We start from the raw sequence: 20,630 nt of genomic DNA on the forward strand, positions 1-20,630 counted from the left end.
CCTGAAATATCCCTATTTTTATACATTCGTTACCGTTCACGTCAATTTGTGGCAATTTGTAAATCATTAAACCAATAAACATATGAAAGTTCGATTAGCATTTCTTTTACTATTTGTCAGCACCTTTTTATTAGCCGGCAATGCCGATGGCTGGGAGTATCTTTTCAACGGAAAAGACCTGACCGGCTGGAAACAGCTCAACGGAAAAGCCAAGTACGAAGTCGTCAATGGGGTGATTGTGGGCACAACGGTTGCCAATACGCCCAATTCATTTTTAACAACCGAAAAGGATTACGGCGACTTTATTCTCGAGGTGGAGTTGAAAGTTGACGACAATATGAACTCCGGTATTCAGTTCCGCAGTTTAAGTAAAGCCGATTACAACAATGGCCGGGTGCATGGTTACCAATGCGAGGTCGATCCTTCCGAACGTGCCTGGAGTGGTGGTATTTATGATGAAGCCCGCCGTGGCTGGCTTTATCCCTGCACTTACAATCCCGAAGGCGGAAAAGCGTTTCGCAATGGCGCGTGGAATTTGTACCGGATTGAATGCGTTGGAAATGACATCCGCACCTTCTTAAACGGGAAGCCGGTGGCGCACTTAATTGACGATATGACCCCAAAAGGATTCATTTCGTTGCAGGTGCATTCGATTGGATCAGCGGATCAGGAAGGCCGCCAAATTAAATGGCGGAATGTGCGGATCAAAACAAGCGATTTGAAACTGACCCCGATGGACGATGTTTTTGTGGTGAACATGCTACCCAATCAAGTGTCGGAAACCGAGAAGAACCAAGGCTTTGAGTTGCTGTTTGATGGCGAAACAACTAACGGTTGGAAAAGCGCCAACTCAGATCAGTTTCCCGAAAAAGGTTGGGTGGTTGAAAATGGTGCATTGGCCATTTTGGGCCAGGACCAGGTTGCCAAACGCCCCGGTGACATTGTGACCAAAGAAAAGTTTAAGGCTTTTGATTTGCAGTTTGAGTTTCAGTTAACCAAAGGCGCCAACAGTGGCGTGAAGTATCAGTTGGGAAACAACGGGCCAAGCATTGGTTTAGAGTACCAAGTTCTGGACGATGAAAATCATCCGGATGCCAAGCAGGGAGCTGCCGGAAACCGGAAAATGGCATCGCTGTACGATTTGATTCCTTCGGAAACACAACAACGCTTTGTGAAACCGGTGGGTGAGTGGAATCGCGGTCGCATTGTGCTTCATCCTGACCGACGGGTTGAACATTGGCTGAATGGATTGAAAGTGGTTGAATTCACCATCGATTCCAATGTGTTTCATGCTTTGGTTGCGCGAAGTAAATATGCCGATTTTAAAGATTTTGGTGTGGTGGAAGAAACCCCCATTTTACTGCAAGATCACCAGGATCATGTGATGTTTAGAAGCATCAAAATTAGAAAACTCTAAGCTATGCAAGCTATCCAAAAATCATGGGCAGCCATTTTCCTGGCTTCCTTTCTTGTGTTCGCCATGTTTGGCTTTTCGTCGTGCACAACTGAAAAAAAAAGCACGCAACCTGAAATTCAAAACGAAGTGAAGTTCAAATTGGGCGTGGCATCTTATTCGCTTCGGAAGTTCGACCGGAACCAAACCATCGCATTTACCAAAAAGTTGGGTGCCGATTACGTCGCCTTCAAAAGTTTTCACCTGAAATTGGATGCAACGGATGATGAAATCGCCGAAGCGGTTGCCAGTTGTGCTCAAGCCGGATTGAATCTGTACGCCGGCGGCGTGATTTATATGACCACCGAAGCAGAGGTCGACCAGGCTTTTGAATACGCCCAAAAAGCGGGGATGAAAATGATTGTGGGCGTTCCGAACCACGAATTGCTGCCGTACGTCGAAAGTAAGGTTAAAACCTACGATATTCAATTGGCCATTCACAATCATGGCCCGGGCGACAAACTCTATCCCAGTGCGGAAAGTGCGTATGTTCTGATTAAGGACATGGATCCCCGAATGGGTTTGTGTATTGATATTGGCCATACCAAGCGCATTGGCCGCAGTCCTTCGCAGGATGTGAGGGATTATTTCGACCGGGTGCTGGATATTCACATCAAGGATGTTACCGCTGCCGACCACGATGGATCAACCTGCGAAATTGGACGGGGCGTGATTGATCATCACCGCTTCTTGAAAGACTTGGTTGAGCTTGGATATGATGGTGTGGTGGCACTGGAATATGAGAAAGATGGCGACGATCCGTTTGCCGGAATGGCCGAGTCGATGGGCTATGTTAAAGGAATTTTATCCACCTTCAAGTAAATAGTGCGAATAATTTATTGTCATGTTTCGAGTCTTTAACAATTTGTGATAGAAGCGAAACCGAAAATATCAAATAGGTCCGTGACCTTAAACCAAATAAACGATACAAAATGAGTTCAAACAGAAGAGATTTTTTACGAAAAGCGGCTGTCGGAGCTGCAGGAGTTACCTTGGGTGGCTCGGCCATGGGCATGTCGGCTAAGAGTTATTCACGGATTATTGGTGCCAACGACCGGCTGCAGGTGGCCTTTATGGGCTGCGGACGCCGCGTGGGTGCGTACTACAACGCGGTAAAAGATAAAAGTAACAATGTTGACCTGGCTTACATTTGTGATGTGATGAAAAAGCAGCGCGAAAAAGTTGGGAAAGATTTGCATGGAAAAGTAAGTGGCAAAGCAACCATGATCAACGATATCCGTGAAGTGTTTGCCGATAAAGATGTGGATGCCGTGTTCAATGCCACACCCGACCACTGGCATGCTCCCGGAACCTGGATGGCCATGGAAGCTGGCCTGCATGTTTACATAGAAAAACCATGTAGCCACAGCCCGCGCGAAGGCGAATTGCTGGTTCATTTTCAAAAGAAATATGGCAAGGTCGTTCAAATGGGAAACCAGCAGCGCTCGTCGCCCGAATCCATCGAAATCATCAACCAAATTCATAACGGCGTAATTGGAAACGCTTACCGGGCGGTTGCTTTTTACTCCAACACCCGCGGCTCAGTACCTGTGCCTAAAAAGGCGCCGGTTCCCGAAGGCTTGGACTGGAACCTGTGGCAAGGGCCAGCTCCACACGAAGATTACCGGCACGACACCTGGGACTACAACTGGCACTGGTACGGCTGGAACTGGGGAACAGCAGAAACCGGAAACAACGCCACGCACGAGCTCGACATTGCCCGCTGGGCGCTCGATGTTGAGTATCCGGAGTTTGTTGAAGTGCAAGCCGCCAAGCGCCATTTCCTTGACGATGGCTGGGAAATGTACGATACCATGGATGCCAGTTTTCGTTTCCCCGGAAACAAAGTGATTGTGTGGGACGGAAAAAGCCGCAATGGTTACAGCACTTACGGGTCCGACCGGGGAACGATCATTTACGGAACAGAAGGATCAGTATTTGTCAATCGCGGCGGTTATAAGCTGTATGACCGTGGTGGTAAATTGGTGCGCGACAGTAAGTCGGTGAGCGATGAAGCCGGTACTACCCTTGGTGGCGGTGGCGGAATGACTGACCTGCATGTGCTTAACTTCTTCGATAACATCCGCGGCAAGTCAACGCAACTGAACTCACCAATTGACATGGGCGCAACCAGTCAAATGCTGACGCATTATGCCAACATTTCTTCGCGCATCGGAAAGTCGTTTGATGTCGATACCAACGATGGTCGTATTTATGATCGCGATGCCATGAAGTTGTGGGACCGGGAATATGAACCCGGTTGGGAACCAAAGTTGTAGTTTCGAGGAGCGACCACCAAAGGAATATGCTCAAAAACAAATGGCCAGGCTAAGCCGATGGTCATAAAGAAAATAGCCTGCATTTTTGTGGGCTATTTTCTTTTGCATTTTCTGAGAAGCGGGCGATATTTTCTATTCAAAGTGATTTATATCAATATCATTCGTACTTTTTAGATTTTGAAAGTGATAAACTTTTGCTCATTGATTTTTGTGTGATGATTGCTATTGATCATGTAGTCAGCTTGTTGAGGAAATTGTTGTAACATAAGACTTGTTAACAAATGTAACTATTTAGAACCTTGTTAAATTTGGTAGCCAGCTGGGTAGTTTGGTCTTTCCTTAATAATTTTGGGATCATTAGATTTCTTAATTTGAAAACCATGAAGAATCGATTGACTACCTTGCTTTTTTGCCTTTTTATTGGCGTGCATGTCCTGGCACAGCAACCTACACAATGGCGCGGCGAAAACTCCGAAGCCAAGTATCCAGCCTCCAAATTAATGGCGCAATGGCCCGCTGACGGCCCCCAGGTTTTGTGGCATTTTGAAGAACTGGGCGAAGGCTTTTCCTCCCCAACTTTTGCCAACGGAAAAATCTACTGTCCGGGAATGGTCGATGAAATTGGCTATCTCAGTATTTTCAATGAAAACGGCTCATTCGAAAAGAAGATCCCTTACGGAAAAGAGTTTGAAGTGAGTTATCCCGGATCGCGGCAAACGCCCACCATCGTTGGCGATTTGGCCTACATTGTCAGCGGTTATGGCGAACTGATCTGCTTAAACCTGAACACTGGCAACATCGTGTGGAACAAAGAGCTGGCTAAAGACTTTGGCTCTGAACACTTACGGTGGGGATTCAACGAAACGGTTGTCGTTGATGGCGATAACGTGTTCTTCACTCCTGGAGGTAAGGAATTTAATATGGTTGCACTCGACCGCATGAATGGCAGTCTGGTTTGGAAAAGCGCCGGCAAAGGCGAAACAGCCGCCTACTGCACACCAAAGTTGGTTGAGCTGCCAGGCCGTAAATTGTTGGTTACCCATACCGGTAAAGAAGTGATTGCAGTTGATGCCAAAGACGGAAAAATGCTGTGGAGCTATCCGCATCCCAATCAATACAACATTCACCCGAACACACCGATTTTTCAGGATGGCGCGCTGTTTATTTTCAGCGGTTACGGACAAGGCTGTGTAAAATTGGACCTGGCCGATGATGGTTCGTCAGTTAGCAAAGTGTGGAGCACCGAAAAGATGGACAACCAAATGGGCGGAGCCATTATTTCGGATGGTTTTGTTTACACTTCGGGGCACAAAGCGCGCGGTTGGTTTTGTTACGACTGGAAAACCGGCGAAGAAAAATGGCATTCGACCGAGCTCGGAAACGGCGTAGTCATCATGGCTGGCGATAAGCTGATCGCGTATTCCGATCGGGGAGAGCTGGCTTTAATCAAGCCAACTCCTGAAAAGTTTGACTTGGTGTCTAAAGCCAAAGTAGAATACGGAACAGCTCAGCATTGGGCACATCCGGTTGTTCACAACGGCATTTTGTATGTGCGCCACGGACAGTCGCTGATTGCGTACAAAATATCGGCCTAGCGATCATTCATTAAGCAAACGCCCAAACCAAATATCAACCATAAAAAACCAACATGAAACGACTGTTAATCATTCAACTTTTCCTTTGTGTCAGCTTGCTTGTCGATGCACAAATCTACCAGTTTCGCGGACCAAACCGCGATGGGAAGTTCCCTGAAACCGGTTTGCTAAAAGCCTGGCCTGAAGCCGGTCCCGAGTTATTGCTTGAGGTGGAGGGTATTGGCAAAGGCTATTCCTCCGTGATTTCAAATGGCGAATACCTCTATGTTTCCGGAATGATTGATACGCTGGATTACCTGACTTGTATTGATTTTGAAGGGAACAAGAAATGGCAGGTAGCCTATGGCGAATCCTGGAAAAAATCGTTCCCCGAAACCCGCAGTACCCCAACCATCGAAGATGATCGAATCTATATTATCAGCGGAATTGGTGAACTGGTTTGTCTGAATACTGAAACCGGAGAAATCAGTTGGAAAGTAAATGTTGACCGCGATTATGAAGCTGAGTGGCATATTTGGGGCGTTTCCGAATCGCCGCTGATTGTTGGGGATAAAGTGATTTGTACTCCAGGAGGACAGGAAACTTCGGTGGTGGCTTTCGATAAAATGACCGGCGATGAGATATGGAAAACACCCAGCGTGGGCGGGCAACGGTCTTATGCGTCGTCAACACTTTACGAAAATAACGGCGAGCAATATGTGCTGGCAGTTACTGCAACCAATTTAATTGCCTTGGATCCGGAAACGGGAGCGGTGAAAATGACTTATCAATACTACAACAACGAGAAATGGTCGGACCAACCCGGGCTCATCTGGACTAATGTCCCTCTCTATAAAGGCAACGAAATTTTCTTATCCATGGGCTACGATTATCCGGCAAAAATGCTGCGGATCAACAACGATGCCAGCGGATTTGAAGAAGTATATACCGACACCATTTTCGACAATCATCACCATGGACTGATTGAGCTGGACGGCTACATTTATGGCTCGAACTGGGAGAATAATCGCAAAGGAAACTGGTTGTGCAAAAATTGGGAAACAGGTGAAATTGTGTACGACGAGACCTGGAATACCAAAGGCGCTTTGGTGTATGCCGATGGATTGTTCTACATCTACGAAGAGCAGCGCGGAAACGTAGCGCTGGTTGAGCCGGATCCGGCAGGTTTTAAAGTCATCAGCTCGTTTCGGGTTGAAAAGGGCTCGGGTCCGCACTGGGCGCATCCCTATCTGTTTGATGGAAAACTGTTTCTGCGACATGGTGATGTATTGATGGTTTATAATTTGAAAGGATAGCGTGAATAGAATTCTCATAAATTCGTTGGTTGGACTGGTTGCTTTGATTGGGGTGCTTTCGTTTGTTTTTTGGCTGACGAAGGATCCGACGAGCAACCTTCAGGCCAGTTTACCCGGTGAAGACAACCGGGAGGCTGGCAATTTGATTGAAGAAATCATTCGGATTGGCGAAAATTTTAATCTTTTTGACAATGAAGCGCCCGAAATGGAAGGCAGCTGGCCCCAGTTTCGTGGCGAAAATTTTGACAACATCGTTTCTGAAAAGCAAAACCTGAAAGATTCGTGGAGCGCTGACGAGCCAAAGATATTATGGTCGGTCGAATTGGGCGAAGGGCACGCCGGGCCTGCCATTTACAAAGGCAAAGTTTACTTGCTCGATTACGATGAAGAAACCCGCGAAGATGCGCTTCGATGCTTTTCCTTTGCCGATGGAAAGGAAATCTGGCGCCGCTCGTATGGGGTGCATGTCAAACGAAATCATGGGATGTCACGAACGGTTCCAACTGTCACCGAAGAACATGTGGTTACAATAGGGCCGCGTTGCCATGTGATGTGTGTGGCCCGCGAAACCGGCGATTTTATTTGGGGAATCGACATGGTGAAAGATTACGGAACCACCATTCCGCAGTGGTACACGGCCCAATGTCCGCTGGTCGTTGGCGACAAAGTGATCCTGTCGCCCGGCGGAAGTACCATCATGATGGCTGTGGATATTCATTCGGGTGAAATCTTGTGGGAAACACCAAACGAAATGCAGTGGAAAATGTCGCATTCTTCCATTGTTCCGATGAATTTCAATGGGCGCAACATGTATGTGTACAGCGCCGATGGCGGGGTGTGTGGCATTGCTGCCGATGGCGATGATGAAGGCGAAGTGCTCTTCCGATCGAATGCCTGGAACCACTCGGTGGTGGCTCCTTCGCCTGTGATTCTCGAAGGTGGACGAATTTTTCTGACAGCGGGCTACGGTGCCGGCGGAATGATGATCCGCCTCAATCCGCAAGGCGAAAAATTCGACGTTGAAGTGATCACAGAATATAAGCCAAAAGACGGGCTGGCATGTGAACAGCAAACGCCTGTGATTTGGGATGGCCATTTGTTTGGCATCCTTCCCAAAGATGGGGGCTCTAACCGCAACCAACTGGTTTGCGTGCACCCCGATGATGTGCAAACCATGGTTTGGACTTCCGGAAAAGACGCCCGATTTGGTCTGGGACCCTACATCATTGCCGACGAGAAGATGTACATTTTGGACGATGATGGAACACTGACCATGATTAAACCGGACAAAAGCCGGTACATTCAATTAGCACAGAAAAAGATTCTGGATGGGCACGATGCCTGGGGGCCGCTCGCCATTGCCGATGGCCGCCTGCTCATGCGCGACTCAAAAACAATGGTTTGTTTGGATATTGGCAAGCCCCTTTAATCTTTAAAAGGAGAGTTTTAACCACGGAGTTACACGGAGTATTGCACAGAGTCAAAAAGAGTTAATATTAAAATGAACAGAAATGGAAATCAACCAAATTACCCAGCAAATTCTAAAATGTGCTTTTGATGTTCACTCTGCACTTGGTCCGGGATTGTTGGAAAGTGCTTATGAAGAGTGTTTGTTTTATGAGTTGATTCAGTCAGGACTTTATGTCCAGAAGCAAAAAGCGTTACCATTGATTTATAAGGAAGTGAAATTGGATGCCGATTATCGTATTGATTTACTCGTTGAAAATAAAGTTGTAGTTGAAATCAAATCAGTAGATGTTTTCACAGATGTTCATACTGCACAAGTTTTGACCTATTTAAAACTTTCTGGCTGTAAAATTGGTTTGTTGTTGAATTTTAATGTTGCCTCACTAAAGCATGGTATAAAGCGACTGGCCAATTAAATTCTTAGTGCAACTCTGTGCCTGACTCAGTGTGACTCTGTGGTTAGGCAGTTTGAAATTTGAAATTTATTGCAAAGATATGAAATACAAAAAGCTGGTTAATCTGATCTTGTTTGTTTTGGCCCTGGCCATCGCTGTTATCATTGCGCGCGATTTTGTGCAAAACAGGGGAGGAAAACACATTGAAAATCCGTATGCTTTCGACGTAAGCGAATACCGCAAGGTCGATCCTGCGGAAATTCTTTATCAGGAAGAAAAAGTGCTGCAGCTAAAAGTGGACGAACCTAAAGGAATCGACTACCGCAATGGGGTGATCTACATCATTGCTGACAGCAGTTTAATTCAGCTAAACCTGCAAGGGCAGATGCTGAACGAAATCAAACTGGATGGTGCACCAACGGCTCTGGCGGCTGATGAACAGCTTTGGGTGGCTTTGAAAAATCAGGTGGTTGCATTGGGTTCGGATGGAACTGAAATGCAGCGATGGAATGATTTTGGGCCGCGTTCGGTGATTACTTCGCTGGCCGTTTCACCCAAATTTGTGTATGTGGCCGATGCCGGTAACCGGCTGGTTTATCAGTATTCGCATCAAGGCGAATTGCATCAGCAAATTGGTGAGCGGGATGAAGACAAAGCCGTTCCTGGATTTGTTGTTCCCAGCCCTTGTTTCGATGTTGATTTGAGTGAAGAAGGCTATTTGTGGGCGGTTAATCCCGGACGCCACAGTCTGGAAAATTTCAATGCCGATGGCGCCATGCGTAGTTCGTGGACAGCATCATCGGTAAAAACCGAAGGATTTAGCGGCTGTTGTAATCCGGCACACATGGCGATTATGGCTGAAAATGCTTTTGTGACCAGTGAGAAAGGGATTGTTCGGGTAAAAATATACGATCAGCATGGTAAATATATCGGAGTGGTCGCATCGCCGGATATGTTTGATGAGGATGCGAAAGCGCCTGATGTTTGCGTGGATGAAGAAGGACGGGTGATCTTGCTCGATTTCAGCCGCAAGCAAGTGCGTGTATTCAAACCGAAAAACAACGAATGATGAATCGGAAAGAATTTATACAGGCAGGTTTGCGCCTGAGTGTTTTAACTGGAATCGTGGGAGGCTCGCTGTTTTTGGTGAGTCGGAATAAGGTTGATTTTACCTGTTCGGAGAACAGCGTATGTAAGTCGTGCACTGTTTTCAGCGGGTGCGAGTTGGATAAAGCTAAACAGAGCAGACAAGATGAGCGATAAAAAAGAACATAAGCAAGCTAGCCGGCGCGAATTCATTCAAACCGGTATGCGCTGGACGCTGGGCGTTTCACTGGCTGGCGTGGCCACGGCGGCTGCGCTGAAGGTGAGCGCCGATGATTACGTTTGGCAGCTCGACCCCTTCAAATGTGTTTACTGCGGACGCTGCGCCGACTATTGCGTGATGACGCCATCGGCTGTGAAATGTGTTCACGCCTATGACTTGTGCGGTTACTGCGATTTGTGTGGCGGCTACCTCAAACCGGATGCAAATGCCTTGTCAACCGCTGCGGAGAACCAGCTTTGTCCCACTTCGGCCATTCGGCGCAAGTTTGTGGAAGACCCTTATTTTGAATATGAAATTGACGAGGATTTATGCTTCGGGTGTGCCAAGTGCGTCGAAGGCTGCTCGTCGTTTGGCAATGGTTCGCTACACCTGCAAGTACGACACGATTTGTGTGTCAACTGCAACGAATGTTCCATTGCCCGCGTGTGTCCGGCTGATGCTTTTGAGCGTGTGCCAGCAAGCAATCCATACAAAATAAAAGGTGATTTTTCGGTTGGAACCGATCAGTCAAATCCTGCTTAAACCAAGAACTTCAATGAACCGAATCTCAAAAATAATCTTTTCATTCACCGCTTTTTTACTGAGCGTGCCGGCATGGGCGCAGCAGCGTTTTCCCAAACCCGAATTTGAAACCGGCTACGTGCAGCCAGCTACTTCACAAGCTCCGCCGCGGACTTTGTTTCTGGAGTACCTGGATGTTTTTATGCTGGTTGCTGTTCTTGTTGTGGCCACTTGGTTTGTCGTGAAAAAGCGCTCGCGTCGCGGTGTGCTCTGGACTTCTGTTTTTGCCTTGCTCTATTTTGGTTTTTACCGCCAAGGCTGCATCTGCTCCATTGGTGCCATTCAAAATGTGACGCTGGCCATCTTCGATCCCACCTATGTGTTGCCCTTTACCGCCCTGCTTTTCTTTGTCATTCCCTTGGTGGTCACTTTGTTCTACGGAAGGACGTTTTGCGCGGCAGTCTGTCCGCTGGGCGCCATTCAGGACTTGGTGGCTTTTCGCCCTATTGAGTTGCCCAAATGGCTGCAAAAAGTCTTGGGAATCATCCCTTACCTGTATTTGGCTTTGGCGGTTTTATACGCTGCGACCAGTTCCGAATTTCTGATTTGTCGTTACGACCCCTTCGTGGGAATTTTCCGCTTCGATGCGGAGTTTCAAATGTTGTTGCTCGGCGGATTATTCCTGCTGGTTGGCATTTTTGTAGCCCGGCCGTATTGCCGCTTTTTCTGTCCGTACGGCGTCTTGCTGGGCTGGATGTCCACCTTCTCGAAGAAACACATGACCATCACCCCAAGCCATTGTATTCAGTGTAAGTTGTGTGCCAATTCGTGTCCGTTCGGAGCCATTGAAGAGCCAGTGGAAGAGCAGGGCAACCGACGCTCGAACGTGCAGCGACTGATGACGTATTTATTTTTTATCCCGCTGTGGATTGGGATTGGTGGATTGGCCGGTTCCATGATGCATGTGCCGCTGGCCAAATTCAATTCAACGGTTTACCTGGCCGAGCAGTTGGTTGAAAATCCGGAACTGAAGCAGGATCATGAACACATTGACGCCCGTGCCTTTATGCAATCCGGTAAATCGATGGATCAACTGGTGACCGAAGCCAAAAAAATACGTAGTCAGTTTTATTGGGGCGGCTGGTTGGTTGGCGGCTTCCTCGGATTGGTTATCGGCCTGACCTTGTTAAAACTTTCATCGCACCGAAACCGGTACGATTACGAACCTGATAAAACAAATTGTTTAAGCTGCGGACGATGTATGGATTATTGTCCGGTGAAGAATTAAAGCAATGAATAAAATGAACTGGACCCTGAAAGATAAAATGAATGTAGCGAAAGGCATCGCCTGGTTTGCGGTTCTTTTTAGTTTGATTGTTAGCGTAATGCTGATTGCCAATTACCTGCAATTGAAAACGGTTGACCCGCTGGAAAGCCCGGCTTTGCAGACCTTGGTTGAACGCCTGCACGAAAATCCGCAGGATGAAGCGCTAAAGGAAGATATCCGGGCGCTTGACCTGCTGATTCGAAAAGCATACTTTACCAGCCAATGGCAAATTCGCACGGGCGCCTATCTCTTGCTTTTCGGCGTGGTAGTTTTTGTGCTGGCCATTCGTTACCTGAAATCGCTCCGCAACGAGCTGGATGAGTTGGAAAGCATTGAAAAAGACGCTTTTCTGGATAAACAACTCGCACGAAAATGGCTGATTTATACAGGTGCTGGTTTGTTTATTTTGGCCATGATGTCGGGCGTGTTTTCAAACAATATTTTAGATGATTACGAACCGAAGTCGCTGGCTGAAAACCAGTTGTCATCGGATGTGGAGGTGATAGAAGTTCAGCCGGTCGAAGAAAGTCAAGTTGAGCCGATTGCTGAAACTGAATCACAGGCCGCTGAAGAGTTGGTTCAACCGGAAACCGCAATTGAAGAACCTGAAGTTGTCGCCGAGGCGGTGCCCGAACAGCAAGCCGCTCCTGCTGCAACTAAGGCGACACTGCCAACGCGGGAGCAAATGCGGGCCAATTACCCTTTTTTCCGGGGACCCGCAGGAGATGGCATTGCCTATCAAACCAAGGTGCCTGAAAAATTCGATGCGGCGTCGGGAGACAACGTCCTTTGGAAAGTGAAAGTTCCAAAGCACGGCTATAATTCGCCAATTGTATGGGGCGACCAGTTGTTTGTTACAGGAGCCGACAATGAGGCGCGCGTGGTGTATTGCTATAATAAAAACACAGGCGATCTTTTGTGGGAAGCCAAAGCTGATCAAATTGCGGGTTCACCGGCGAAGATGCCGAAAGTAACGGAAGATACCGGACTGGCTGCGCCTACGATGGCAACCAATGGTGTGGCAGTTTTTGCATTGTTTGGGACAGGTGATGTTATCGCACTCGATTTCTCCGGCAAACGGCTTTGGGCCAAAAACCTGGGCGTACCGGACAATCACTATGGCCATTCCTCATCGCTCATCATTTATAAAGACAAACTGCTGATTCAGTACGACACCAATCGGGGCGCTAAAGTTTTGGCGTTGTCAACCAACGATGGATCGAACCAATGGGAAACCGTGCGCGATGTGCGAATTTCGTGGGCCTCACCGGTATTGGCCGATGTTGATGGAAAAACGCAACTGATCTTAACCGGCGAACCGTTGGTGGCTGGTTACGATCCGGAGAACGGGAAAGAATTGTGGACGGTGGATTGCATGATGGGTGAAGTGGGCCCCTCGGTTGGTTATGCCGATGGTGTGGTTTATGCCGCCAATGAATATGCAACTTTGGCGGCCATTAAGGTGGGCAGTGCAGCCGAGGTAATTTGGGAAGAAAGCGAATACCTGCCCGAAGTGGCCAGTCCGCTGGCCAAGGATGGACTGCTGATGATCGCCACAAGCTATGGCGTGCTGGCTTGCTACGATGCCAAAGACGGCTCCAAATACTGGGAGCAGGAATATGGAGATGGCATTTACGCTTCGCCAATCTATGCCGACGGAAAAGTGTATGTGATGGATATGGGTGGAAACCTGCACGTCATCAAATTGGCCGAGGAATTTGAATTGGTAGCTGAATCTGAATTGGGCGAAAAATCGGTCTGTTCGCCGGTATTCGCCGACGGCAAAATGTACCTGCGTGGTTTCGACCATTTGTATTGCATTGGAAATTAAGAAAAATGACAGAAGAAATTCAACAGATCATTAGTCAGGTTGACAAAGTTATTCAGCAAAAGGGAAACACGAAAAAGGCGCTGATTCCGATTTTGCAGGCCATTCAGGATGAATACAACTACCTGCCTGAAGAAGCTTTGCGGCATGTTTGCGACACGACGGAGATTACCCCCGAAAATATTACCGGTGTAGCCAGCTTTTACTCGCAGTTTCGAATGAAGAAAGCGGGCCAACACCTGATTAAGGTGTGTGTGGGAACCGCCTGCCATGTGAAAGGGGCAGGGCAGGTGTACGATGCCTTTAAGCGCCACTTCAACCTGACAGGTGATGAGGAAACGGATGCTGAAGGAAATTATACGCTGGAAAAAGTCTCCTGCCTGGGATGTTGCACGCTGGCACCCGTGGTTCAGGTCGATGATGTCACTTACGGTCACGTAACTACTGACAAAGTCGATTCGGTTTTGCAAGATTTTGAAAGTCAAGTTGGCAAAACGGGCAAAAAAAGCAAGTATCGAAATGCCGATGGCAGCGAGTTTCAGGGCGAAATTCGCATTGGTTTGGGCTCATGCTGTGTGGCCAGTGGCAGCGATGAGGTGAAGAAAGAGATTGAACAAACCATTGAAGGAACGGGCATCAACCTGCAACTGAAAAACGTGGGCTGCGTGGGCATGTGCCACCAGGTTCCACTTGTTGAAGTGATTGATGAAAACAAAAAAAGTAAGCTGTACGCGAAAGTCAAACCCAACGAGGTAGCCGATATTATTCATGAGCATTTCAAACCCAAAGGGCTGATTGATCGCTTGAGATCCAATACCTTTCATTGGCTGGAAAAAATGCAGACCGACACGGTTTGGGAAGGCGTTGACCGCTATGCCATTGATGTTCGCGACGAAATGGTGTCCAGCTTCTTGGATCGTCAGCTACCCATTGCTACCGAGCATCGCGGTGTGCTCAATCCACTGGATATGGATGAATATCGAAGTTTTGGTGGTTTCGATGCCTTGAAAAGGATATTGCAAACTGATCGGCATGATGTGATTCGCATGGTGAAGGACAGCGGATTGCGTGGCCGCGGTGGTGCCGGCTTTTTAACCGGGCTGAAGTGGGAACTGGTTGAAAAAGAAAAAGCAGAAAAAAAATACCTGATTTGCAATGGCGACGAAGGTGACCCGGGAGCTTTCATGGACCGCATGTTGCTCGAATCTTATCCCTACCGGGTGATCGAAGGCATGCTGATCGCCGCTTGGGCAGTGCAGGCTACCGATGGCTATTTCTATATTCGGGCGGAATATCCGCTGGCGGTCACCCGCATCCGGCAGGCCTTGATCAATTGCCGTGAGCAAAACCTGGTGGGCAAAAATATATTGGGCTCTGACTTCAGTTTTGATATTCAGATTTATGAAGGAGCCGGCGCCTTTGTTTGTGGCGAAGAGACTGCCTTGATGGCTTCGATCGAAGGCAATCGCGGATTTCCCACCATTCGACCGCCGTTCCCGGCGCACAAAGGTTTGTGGGGCTTTCCAACCTTGATCAACAATACCGAAACCTTCGCCCAGGTTTCTTACATCATTCGCAATGGCGAAAGCCGTTTCAGCGAGATTGGCACGGAAAACTCCAAAGGTACCAAAGTGTTTTCGCTGACGGGCAAGGTCAACCGGGGCGGACTGATTGAAGTGCCCATGGGAATCACGATCCGGCAGATTGTGGAAGAAATTGGCGGTGGTGTTCAAAATGGCAAACAATTCAAAGCGGTGCAGGTTGGCGGGCCTTCGGGGGGCTGCATCCCGGCTTCGTTGTACGACACGCCCATCGACTACCATTCCTTGCTCGAAGTTGGTGCCATGATGGGCTCCGGCGGGCTGGTGGTGCTGGATGAAGACGATTGCATGGTGGATATTGCCCGCTATTTCCTGTCGTTCACCCAGAATGAATCCTGCGGAAAATGCACCTTTTGCCGGGTTGGAACCAAGCGCATGCTGGACATCCTGAACCGGATCACTTCAGGAAAAGGAACAAAAAAAGACCTGGAAGAACTGAAATACCTGGCTGAATGGACCCGGAAAGGCAGTTTGTGTAACCTCGGAAAATCGGCACCCAACCCCATTGTAACGACCTTACGGTATTTTTACGAAGAATATGAGGCCCATATTGAAGGTCGCTGTCCGACTGGTAAATGCACGGCGATGATCACCTATTCCATCAACGATGAGTGCATCGGTTGCACCAAGTGTGCCCAAAAATGTCCGGTTGACGCCATCAAATTCGAGCCGCACAAAAAACATTCGGTCAACACCGAACTGTGCATCAAATGCGATGCATGTAGGCAAGTTTGTCCGGTAGATGCGGTGGAGGTAGTCTGAACCGGGATTTGCGGGATGATTGGGATGGAAGGATTTTTTAGTAGTTAAAGAGAAGGTGACTGGTTATGAAATATGAAGAATTGACGCATAAAATCATTGGATGTGCCATGAGGATTCATTCCGCCCTTGGAAACGGTTTCCAAGAGATCATTTATCAACGGGCAATGGAAATTGAAATGGCGGATAGTGGAATTCATTTTTCCAGAGAACAGGAAATGCCGATCTATTATAAGAATCATCAGATCGGAACGCGACGGGTCGATTTTCTGGTGGAGGAGAACATTTCAGTTGAATTAAAAGCAATTATAAAATTGGAGGATGTGCATTTAGCCCAAGCCATTAACTACCTTGAAGCTTACGACTTGGAAGTTGGTCTATTGATTAATTTCGGAGCGAGGAGCTTGGATTTTAAGCGGCTCAACAACAAAAAGTTCAACCAAAAAAATCAAGGTAATCCTCTAATCTTATAAATCGAGGTTCAGACGAAGAATTGGTAACCCTTAATCCCATAACCCAAGGTTCAGACGATTATGATCAAACTAACAATAAACTCCCAGCCCATCACCGTTCCCGAAGGCACCACGCTTTTGGAAGCAGCCCGTACGCTTCAGATTGACATTCCAACGATGTGTCATCTGGAGGGAACGGGGCATTTTACTTCTTGCATGGTTTGCTTGGTGAAGGATACACGCAACGGCAGGCTGATGGCTTCGTGCTCGATGCCAGCCATGGAAGGCATGAACATTATTACCGACGATGACGAATGCCGTGAGTCCCGGAAAGCTTCGCTCGAACTGTTGCTGAGCGAGCACGTGGGCGACTGCGAAGCACCCTGCCAGTTGGTTTGCCCGGCGCACATGAATATTCCACTGATGAACCGGCTGATTGCTGCCGGAAATCACGACAAGGCCATTGAGGTGGTGAAACGCGACATCGCCCTGCCCGCGATCCTCGGACGCATTTGTCCGGCGCCTTGCGAGGCGGGTTGCCGACGTAAGCAGGTTGATGAGGCAGTTTCTATCTGTTTACTGAAAGGCTTTAGTGCCGACCAGGAGCTGGAGAAGGGTGTTACTCCCGTTCAGCCCAAAGAACAATCAGGCAAAAAGGTGGCCATCATTGGTGCCGGACCTGCCGGACTGGCTGCAGCTTTTTACCTGAACAAGGCGGGTCATCAGGTTACTATTTTTGAAAAGAACGAAAAGGCGGGTGGTGATTTGTTTCAAATTGAAGAATCTGTTTTACCGGCTAAGGTAATGGAAGCCGAATTTTCGGCCATTCTGAATTCGGATATCAAAACCCATTTCAATGTTGAAGTCGACCAGCAACGATTGGAGCAACTTCAGCAGGAAAATGATGCGGTGGTTTTGGCAACCGGCGCCATAAACGGCCAATTGAAAGGGTGGGGGATCAGCCTCTCAAAAACAGGTGTCGAAGTCAATAAAGACACGTATCAAACTTCGATTGACAAGGTTTTTGCCATTGGCAATGCGTTGCGCTCCTCCAAGTTGGCAGTTCGCTCGGTTGGCCAGGGTAAGGAAGTGGCGTTCGTCATTGACCAGTATTTCAAAACAAAAGAAGTGAAACCTTATCCAAGTCGGTTCAATTCGAAGTTTGGTAAGTTGCAGGAAACGGAGTTTGTGGAGTACCTGAAAGAGTCGGTGGATGAAAAGCGGTTGGAAGCCACGCGTGGAAAAGCGGTTGGTTTCACGATGGAAGAAGCGGTAGCCGAGGCGAAACGCTGCCTGCACTGCGATTGCCGGAATCCCGAAAGCTGCAAACTACGAGAACTATCAGACATTTATGGCGCGCAGCAAAAACGCTTTCAATACGATGAGCGGTTTAAAGTTGAAAAAGAATTTGCGCCGCAAAATATCGTTTACGAATCGGCCAAATGTATCAAATGTGGCATTTGCGTACGTATCACCCAGCAATACCAGGAAACCTTTGGGTTTTCATTCATCGGGCGGGGCTTTGATGTGAAGGTGGGCGTGCCGTTTTCCGAGTCCGTGGAGAAGGCCTTGGAAAAAACCGCTGCGTTGGTGGCCGAAAAATGCCCGACCGGAGCATTAGCCAAAACAAATACGGAGGAACAACTTAAATGATGACGATCAATATTCAATCCAGAAGAACAACTATGCGGGGTATCTTTTCCTGTAGACTTGCGACAAGCTCTGACAGCACTGCAATAACCCCTGACAGCACTGCAATAACCCCTGACAGCACTGCAACAACCCCTGACAGCACTGCAACAACCCCTGACAGCACTGCAACAACCACTAACAGCACTGCCACGGCTGCTGAATGGGCTGCAACAACCCCGGACAGTAATGCAACAACCTCCGAATGCATTGCAACAAGCTCTAGCAACACTGCAACAACTTCTGACGGCACTGCAACAGCTGCTGACAGCACTGCAACAAGCTCTGAATCTACCGCAAAACCCATACGATGGTCGGCACCAATCGGGAGATGCCTGGCAATAAGCATCCTGATTTTATGGACTCATGCGCTGTTTGCTCAGTCCGAATGGCCCATCTTTCGGGGCAACCAACAGCTAACCGCCTCCGTTGCCCATGAGTTGCCAAACCAGTTGCAGTTGTTGGCTTCCTTTCAAACCGAAGATGACATCAAAGCTTCGCCGGTGGTAAAAGACGGTGTGGTTTACTGCGGATCAACCGATGGCTATTTCTACGCCTTCAACCTAAAAGGTGAATTGAAATGGAAGTTTAATGCCGAAAATGCCATTGAAGCGCCCGCAGTGTTGCTGGATGGGAAAGTCATTTTTGGCTCGTTGGACGGCTGGTTGTTTTGTCTGAACCAAAGCGATGGCGCGGTGGTTTGGAAATACAAAACCGACAACCAGATCATCGGCTCGGCAAACTGGCACACAGCCAATGGGCAGACTGTAATTGCAGTCGGCAGTTACGACTACTTTCTACATGGCGTAAATTTGGCCAGCGGGGAAGGTTTGTGGCAATACGAGTCCGACAATTTTATCAATGGAGCTCCGGCGCTATACAAGAATATGGTTGTTTTTGGCGGATGTGATGGCTTTTTGCACTTGGTCAACCTCCAAAAGGGGCAGGTGAGCCGCAAAATTGAATTATCAACTTACATGGCATCATCGCCGGCCATTGTTGGAAATGAAGCCTACATTGGCGATTATGAAGGACGCTTTTTTGCGGTCGATCTGGAAAATGGTACCATACGCTGGACCTACGACAATGCGGAAAAGAACTTGCCTTTCATTGCTTCGCCAGCCATTTCGGGCAATTCCATTGTTTTGGGAAATGAAGACCGCCAGTTGTATTGTTTCAATCGGAAAGACGGAACATTGGTCTGGACGAAGCGCTTGTCGAACCGGATCAACTCCTCATCGGTGGTTGCCGGAAATAAAGTCATTACAGCGACGATGGATGGTATGCTTTTTATGCATAACTTACAAACCGGAGAGGAATTGCAGCGGTACGAATTGGGTAGCCAGATGATGAGCTCGCCAGCGATTTACGACGGAAAAATAATCATTGGCGCCAACGATGGAAGAATTTACATCTTGGGGCGTAAATAAATATAAAGAGACGTTCCTTTGACGAGTCACCCTGAATTTATTTCAGGGTCTGCCATTTATAAAAGATTCCGAAATAAATTCGAAATGACTTTGTTAGAGATTATGGATTAGAAAAAGGTCTACTATGAAAATAGCACATATCATTCCAGGTTCAGGAGGCAGTTTTTACTGCGGCAACTGTTTGCGCGATAGTAAGTACATGAAGGCTTTGCAGGATTTAGGTCAGGAGGTAATTAAGGTTCCGCTTTACCTGCCCTTGTTCGAAGACGCACACGATTTGAATGAAGTGCCGGTGTTTTACGGTGCGGTAGACATTTACCTGAAACAGCGTTTTCCGGTCTTTCGGCACATGCCGGTCTTTGTTGATAAGATGCTGAATTCAAAGTCAGTTCTAAACCTGGCGGCACAAAACGCCGGTTCAACGCGGGCGAAAGGGCTGGAAGAGATGACCGTTTCGATGTTGTTGGGTGAGGAAGGTTTGCAAAAAGAGGAATTGGAGCGTTTGGTGGAATGGTTGCGCGATGAAGCGAAACCGGATGTGGTGCACCTTTCGAATGCTTTGTTGCTGGGACTGGCGCGTCGGATCAAGCAGGAAATGAATATTCCGGTGGTTTGCTCTTTGCAGGATGAGGATGTGTGGGTAGATGTGATGAGCGACAAGCACCGCGAAGAAGTTTGGCAAATTATGGAAGCACGTGGCCGCGAGGTTGACGCATTTATCTCAGTCAGTAATTTTTATGCGAAAGAGATGAAAAAGCGCATGCATATTCGTCCGGAGCAACTATTTGTCAATCACATTGGCGTGGACTCAGCCGATTACCTGGTCAAGCCCGTTCAGGAAAAAGATCCTGTCATTGGGTATATTTCGCGTATGTGCGAGGAAAATGGACTGGGGATTTTAGTCGATGCCTTTCTGCTGCTAAAGGAAGATGAAACTTTCAGCCCGGTAAAATTGAAGATTACCGGAGGCAAAACCAATGATGATACCGCTTTCATTAAACAACAAAAAAAGAAAATTGAAGCGGCCGGGTTAGAAAATGACGTTTTGTGGGTCGAAGAGTTTGAAAATCCTTCGCGCCAGAATTTCTTTGATACCGTGGCGCTGCTGACTGTTCCCGTTTTAAATGGTGAAGCGTTTGGCCTTTACCAGCTGGAAGCTTTGGCTTCGGGGATTCCACTGGTGCAGCCAGAACTGGGCGCTTTCCCCGAAGTAGTTGGCTTGTCGGAAGGCG

17 protein-coding genes are annotated in these 20,630 nt (G+C 47.9%); 16 read left to right on the top strand and 1 reads right to left on the bottom strand.

Features of this window, described 5'->3' with window-relative positions:
* Positions 1 to 82 precede the first annotated feature (82 nt).
* The 14 genes from NC99_RS09475 to NC99_RS09540 all read left to right on the top strand — a co-directional run bounded on the left by NC99_RS09475 (position 83) and on the right by NC99_RS09540 (position 17,932).
* A complete protein-coding gene (locus NC99_RS09475) occupies positions 83 to 1,417 on the top strand; it encodes a 3-keto-disaccharide hydrolase (protein ID WP_053182843.1) in 1,335 nt (444 codons plus the stop codon).
* Positions 1,418 to 1,420: 3 nt separating this feature from the next.
* Positions 1,421 to 2,275: a sugar phosphate isomerase/epimerase family protein gene (locus NC99_RS09480; RefSeq protein ID WP_053182847.1), complete on the top strand. Its 855-nt coding sequence runs from the start codon at positions 1,421 to 1,423 to the stop codon at positions 2,273 to 2,275.
* Between the two features lie 110 nt (positions 2,276 to 2,385).
* Entirely contained in the window at positions 2,386 to 3,732 is a 1,347-nt protein-coding gene (locus tag NC99_RS09485) for a Gfo/Idh/MocA family oxidoreductase (RefSeq protein WP_053182850.1), read from the top strand.
* A gap of 380 nt (positions 3,733 to 4,112) precedes the next feature.
* Positions 4,113 to 5,327: a PQQ-binding-like beta-propeller repeat protein gene (locus NC99_RS09490; protein ID WP_053182851.1), complete on the top strand. Its 1,215-nt coding sequence runs from the start codon at positions 4,113 to 4,115 to the stop codon at positions 5,325 to 5,327.
* A 53-nt stretch (positions 5,328 to 5,380) separates the two neighbouring features.
* Positions 5,381 to 6,622 carry an outer membrane protein assembly factor BamB family protein gene (locus tag NC99_RS09495; RefSeq protein ID WP_082326398.1) on the top strand — a complete coding sequence of 414 codons (1,242 nt, stop codon included), beginning with the start codon at positions 5,381 to 5,383 and terminating at the stop codon, positions 6,620 to 6,622.
* A 1-nt stretch (position 6,623) separates the two neighbouring features.
* Entirely contained in the window at positions 6,624 to 8,051 is a 1,428-nt protein-coding gene (locus NC99_RS09500; protein ID WP_157624743.1) for an outer membrane protein assembly factor BamB family protein, read from the top strand.
* A gap of 82 nt (positions 8,052 to 8,133) precedes the next feature.
* Positions 8,134 to 8,505, top strand: coding sequence for a GxxExxY protein (locus NC99_RS09505; protein ID WP_053182859.1), 372 nt, complete (start codon positions 8,134 to 8,136; stop codon positions 8,503 to 8,505).
* 79 nt (positions 8,506 to 8,584) lie between these two features.
* A complete protein-coding gene (locus NC99_RS09510) occupies positions 8,585 to 9,553 on the top strand; it encodes an NHL repeat-containing protein (protein ID WP_053182862.1) in 969 nt (322 codons plus the stop codon).
* A gap of 183 nt (positions 9,554 to 9,736) precedes the next feature.
* Entirely contained in the window at positions 9,737 to 10,333 is a 597-nt protein-coding gene (locus NC99_RS09515) for a 4Fe-4S dicluster domain-containing protein (protein ID WP_053182865.1), read from the top strand.
* Positions 10,334 to 10,346: 13 nt separating this feature from the next.
* Complete coding sequence (locus tag NC99_RS09520; protein WP_053182900.1) at positions 10,347 to 11,600, top strand: 4Fe-4S binding protein; 1,254 nt, start codon at positions 10,347 to 10,349, stop codon at positions 11,598 to 11,600.
* Between the two features lie 4 nt (positions 11,601 to 11,604).
* Positions 11,605 to 13,470: an outer membrane protein assembly factor BamB family protein gene (locus NC99_RS09525; RefSeq protein WP_053182868.1), complete on the top strand. Its 1,866-nt coding sequence runs from the start codon at positions 11,605 to 11,607 to the stop codon at positions 13,468 to 13,470.
* Positions 13,471 to 13,475: 5 nt separating this feature from the next.
* A complete protein-coding gene (locus NC99_RS09530) occupies positions 13,476 to 15,830 on the top strand; it encodes an NAD(P)H-dependent oxidoreductase subunit E (protein WP_082326400.1) in 2,355 nt (784 codons plus the stop codon).
* Positions 15,831 to 15,895: 65 nt separating this feature from the next.
* Positions 15,896 to 16,300, top strand: coding sequence for a GxxExxY protein (locus tag NC99_RS09535; protein WP_053182871.1), 405 nt, complete (start codon positions 15,896 to 15,898; stop codon positions 16,298 to 16,300).
* Between the two features lie 60 nt (positions 16,301 to 16,360).
* The gene (locus tag NC99_RS09540; protein ID WP_053182874.1) at positions 16,361 to 17,932 is read left to right on the top strand and encodes an FAD-dependent oxidoreductase; all 1,572 of its coding nucleotides are present in this window, start codon (positions 16,361 to 16,363) and stop codon (positions 17,930 to 17,932) included.
* 13 nt (positions 17,933 to 17,945) lie between these two features.
* Here NC99_RS09540 and NC99_RS22110 read toward each other — a convergent pair whose 3' ends face one another.
* Positions 17,946 to 18,317, bottom strand: a complete 372-nt coding sequence (locus tag NC99_RS22110; protein ID WP_162231189.1) for a hypothetical protein — start codon at positions 18,315 to 18,317, stop codon at positions 17,946 to 17,948.
* A 112-nt stretch (positions 18,318 to 18,429) separates the two neighbouring features.
* Between NC99_RS22110 and NC99_RS09550 the strand changes: the two genes are divergently transcribed.
* Together NC99_RS09550 and NC99_RS09555 are read left to right on the top strand one after the other, a co-directional pair.
* Positions 18,430 to 19,398 (top strand): outer membrane protein assembly factor BamB family protein, encoded by a 969-nt coding sequence (locus NC99_RS09550; RefSeq protein ID WP_162231190.1) that lies wholly within the window; start codon positions 18,430 to 18,432, stop codon positions 19,396 to 19,398.
* 124 nt (positions 19,399 to 19,522) lie between these two features.
* On the top strand, positions 19,523 to 20,630 hold a 1,108-nt coding region (locus tag NC99_RS09555), incomplete at its 3' end, for a glycosyltransferase family 4 protein (protein WP_053182884.1).

Source organism: Sunxiuqinia dokdonensis (genome assembly GCF_001270965.1).
GTDB classification, from domain to species: domain Bacteria; phylum Bacteroidota; class Bacteroidia; order Bacteroidales; family Prolixibacteraceae; genus Sunxiuqinia; species Sunxiuqinia dokdonensis.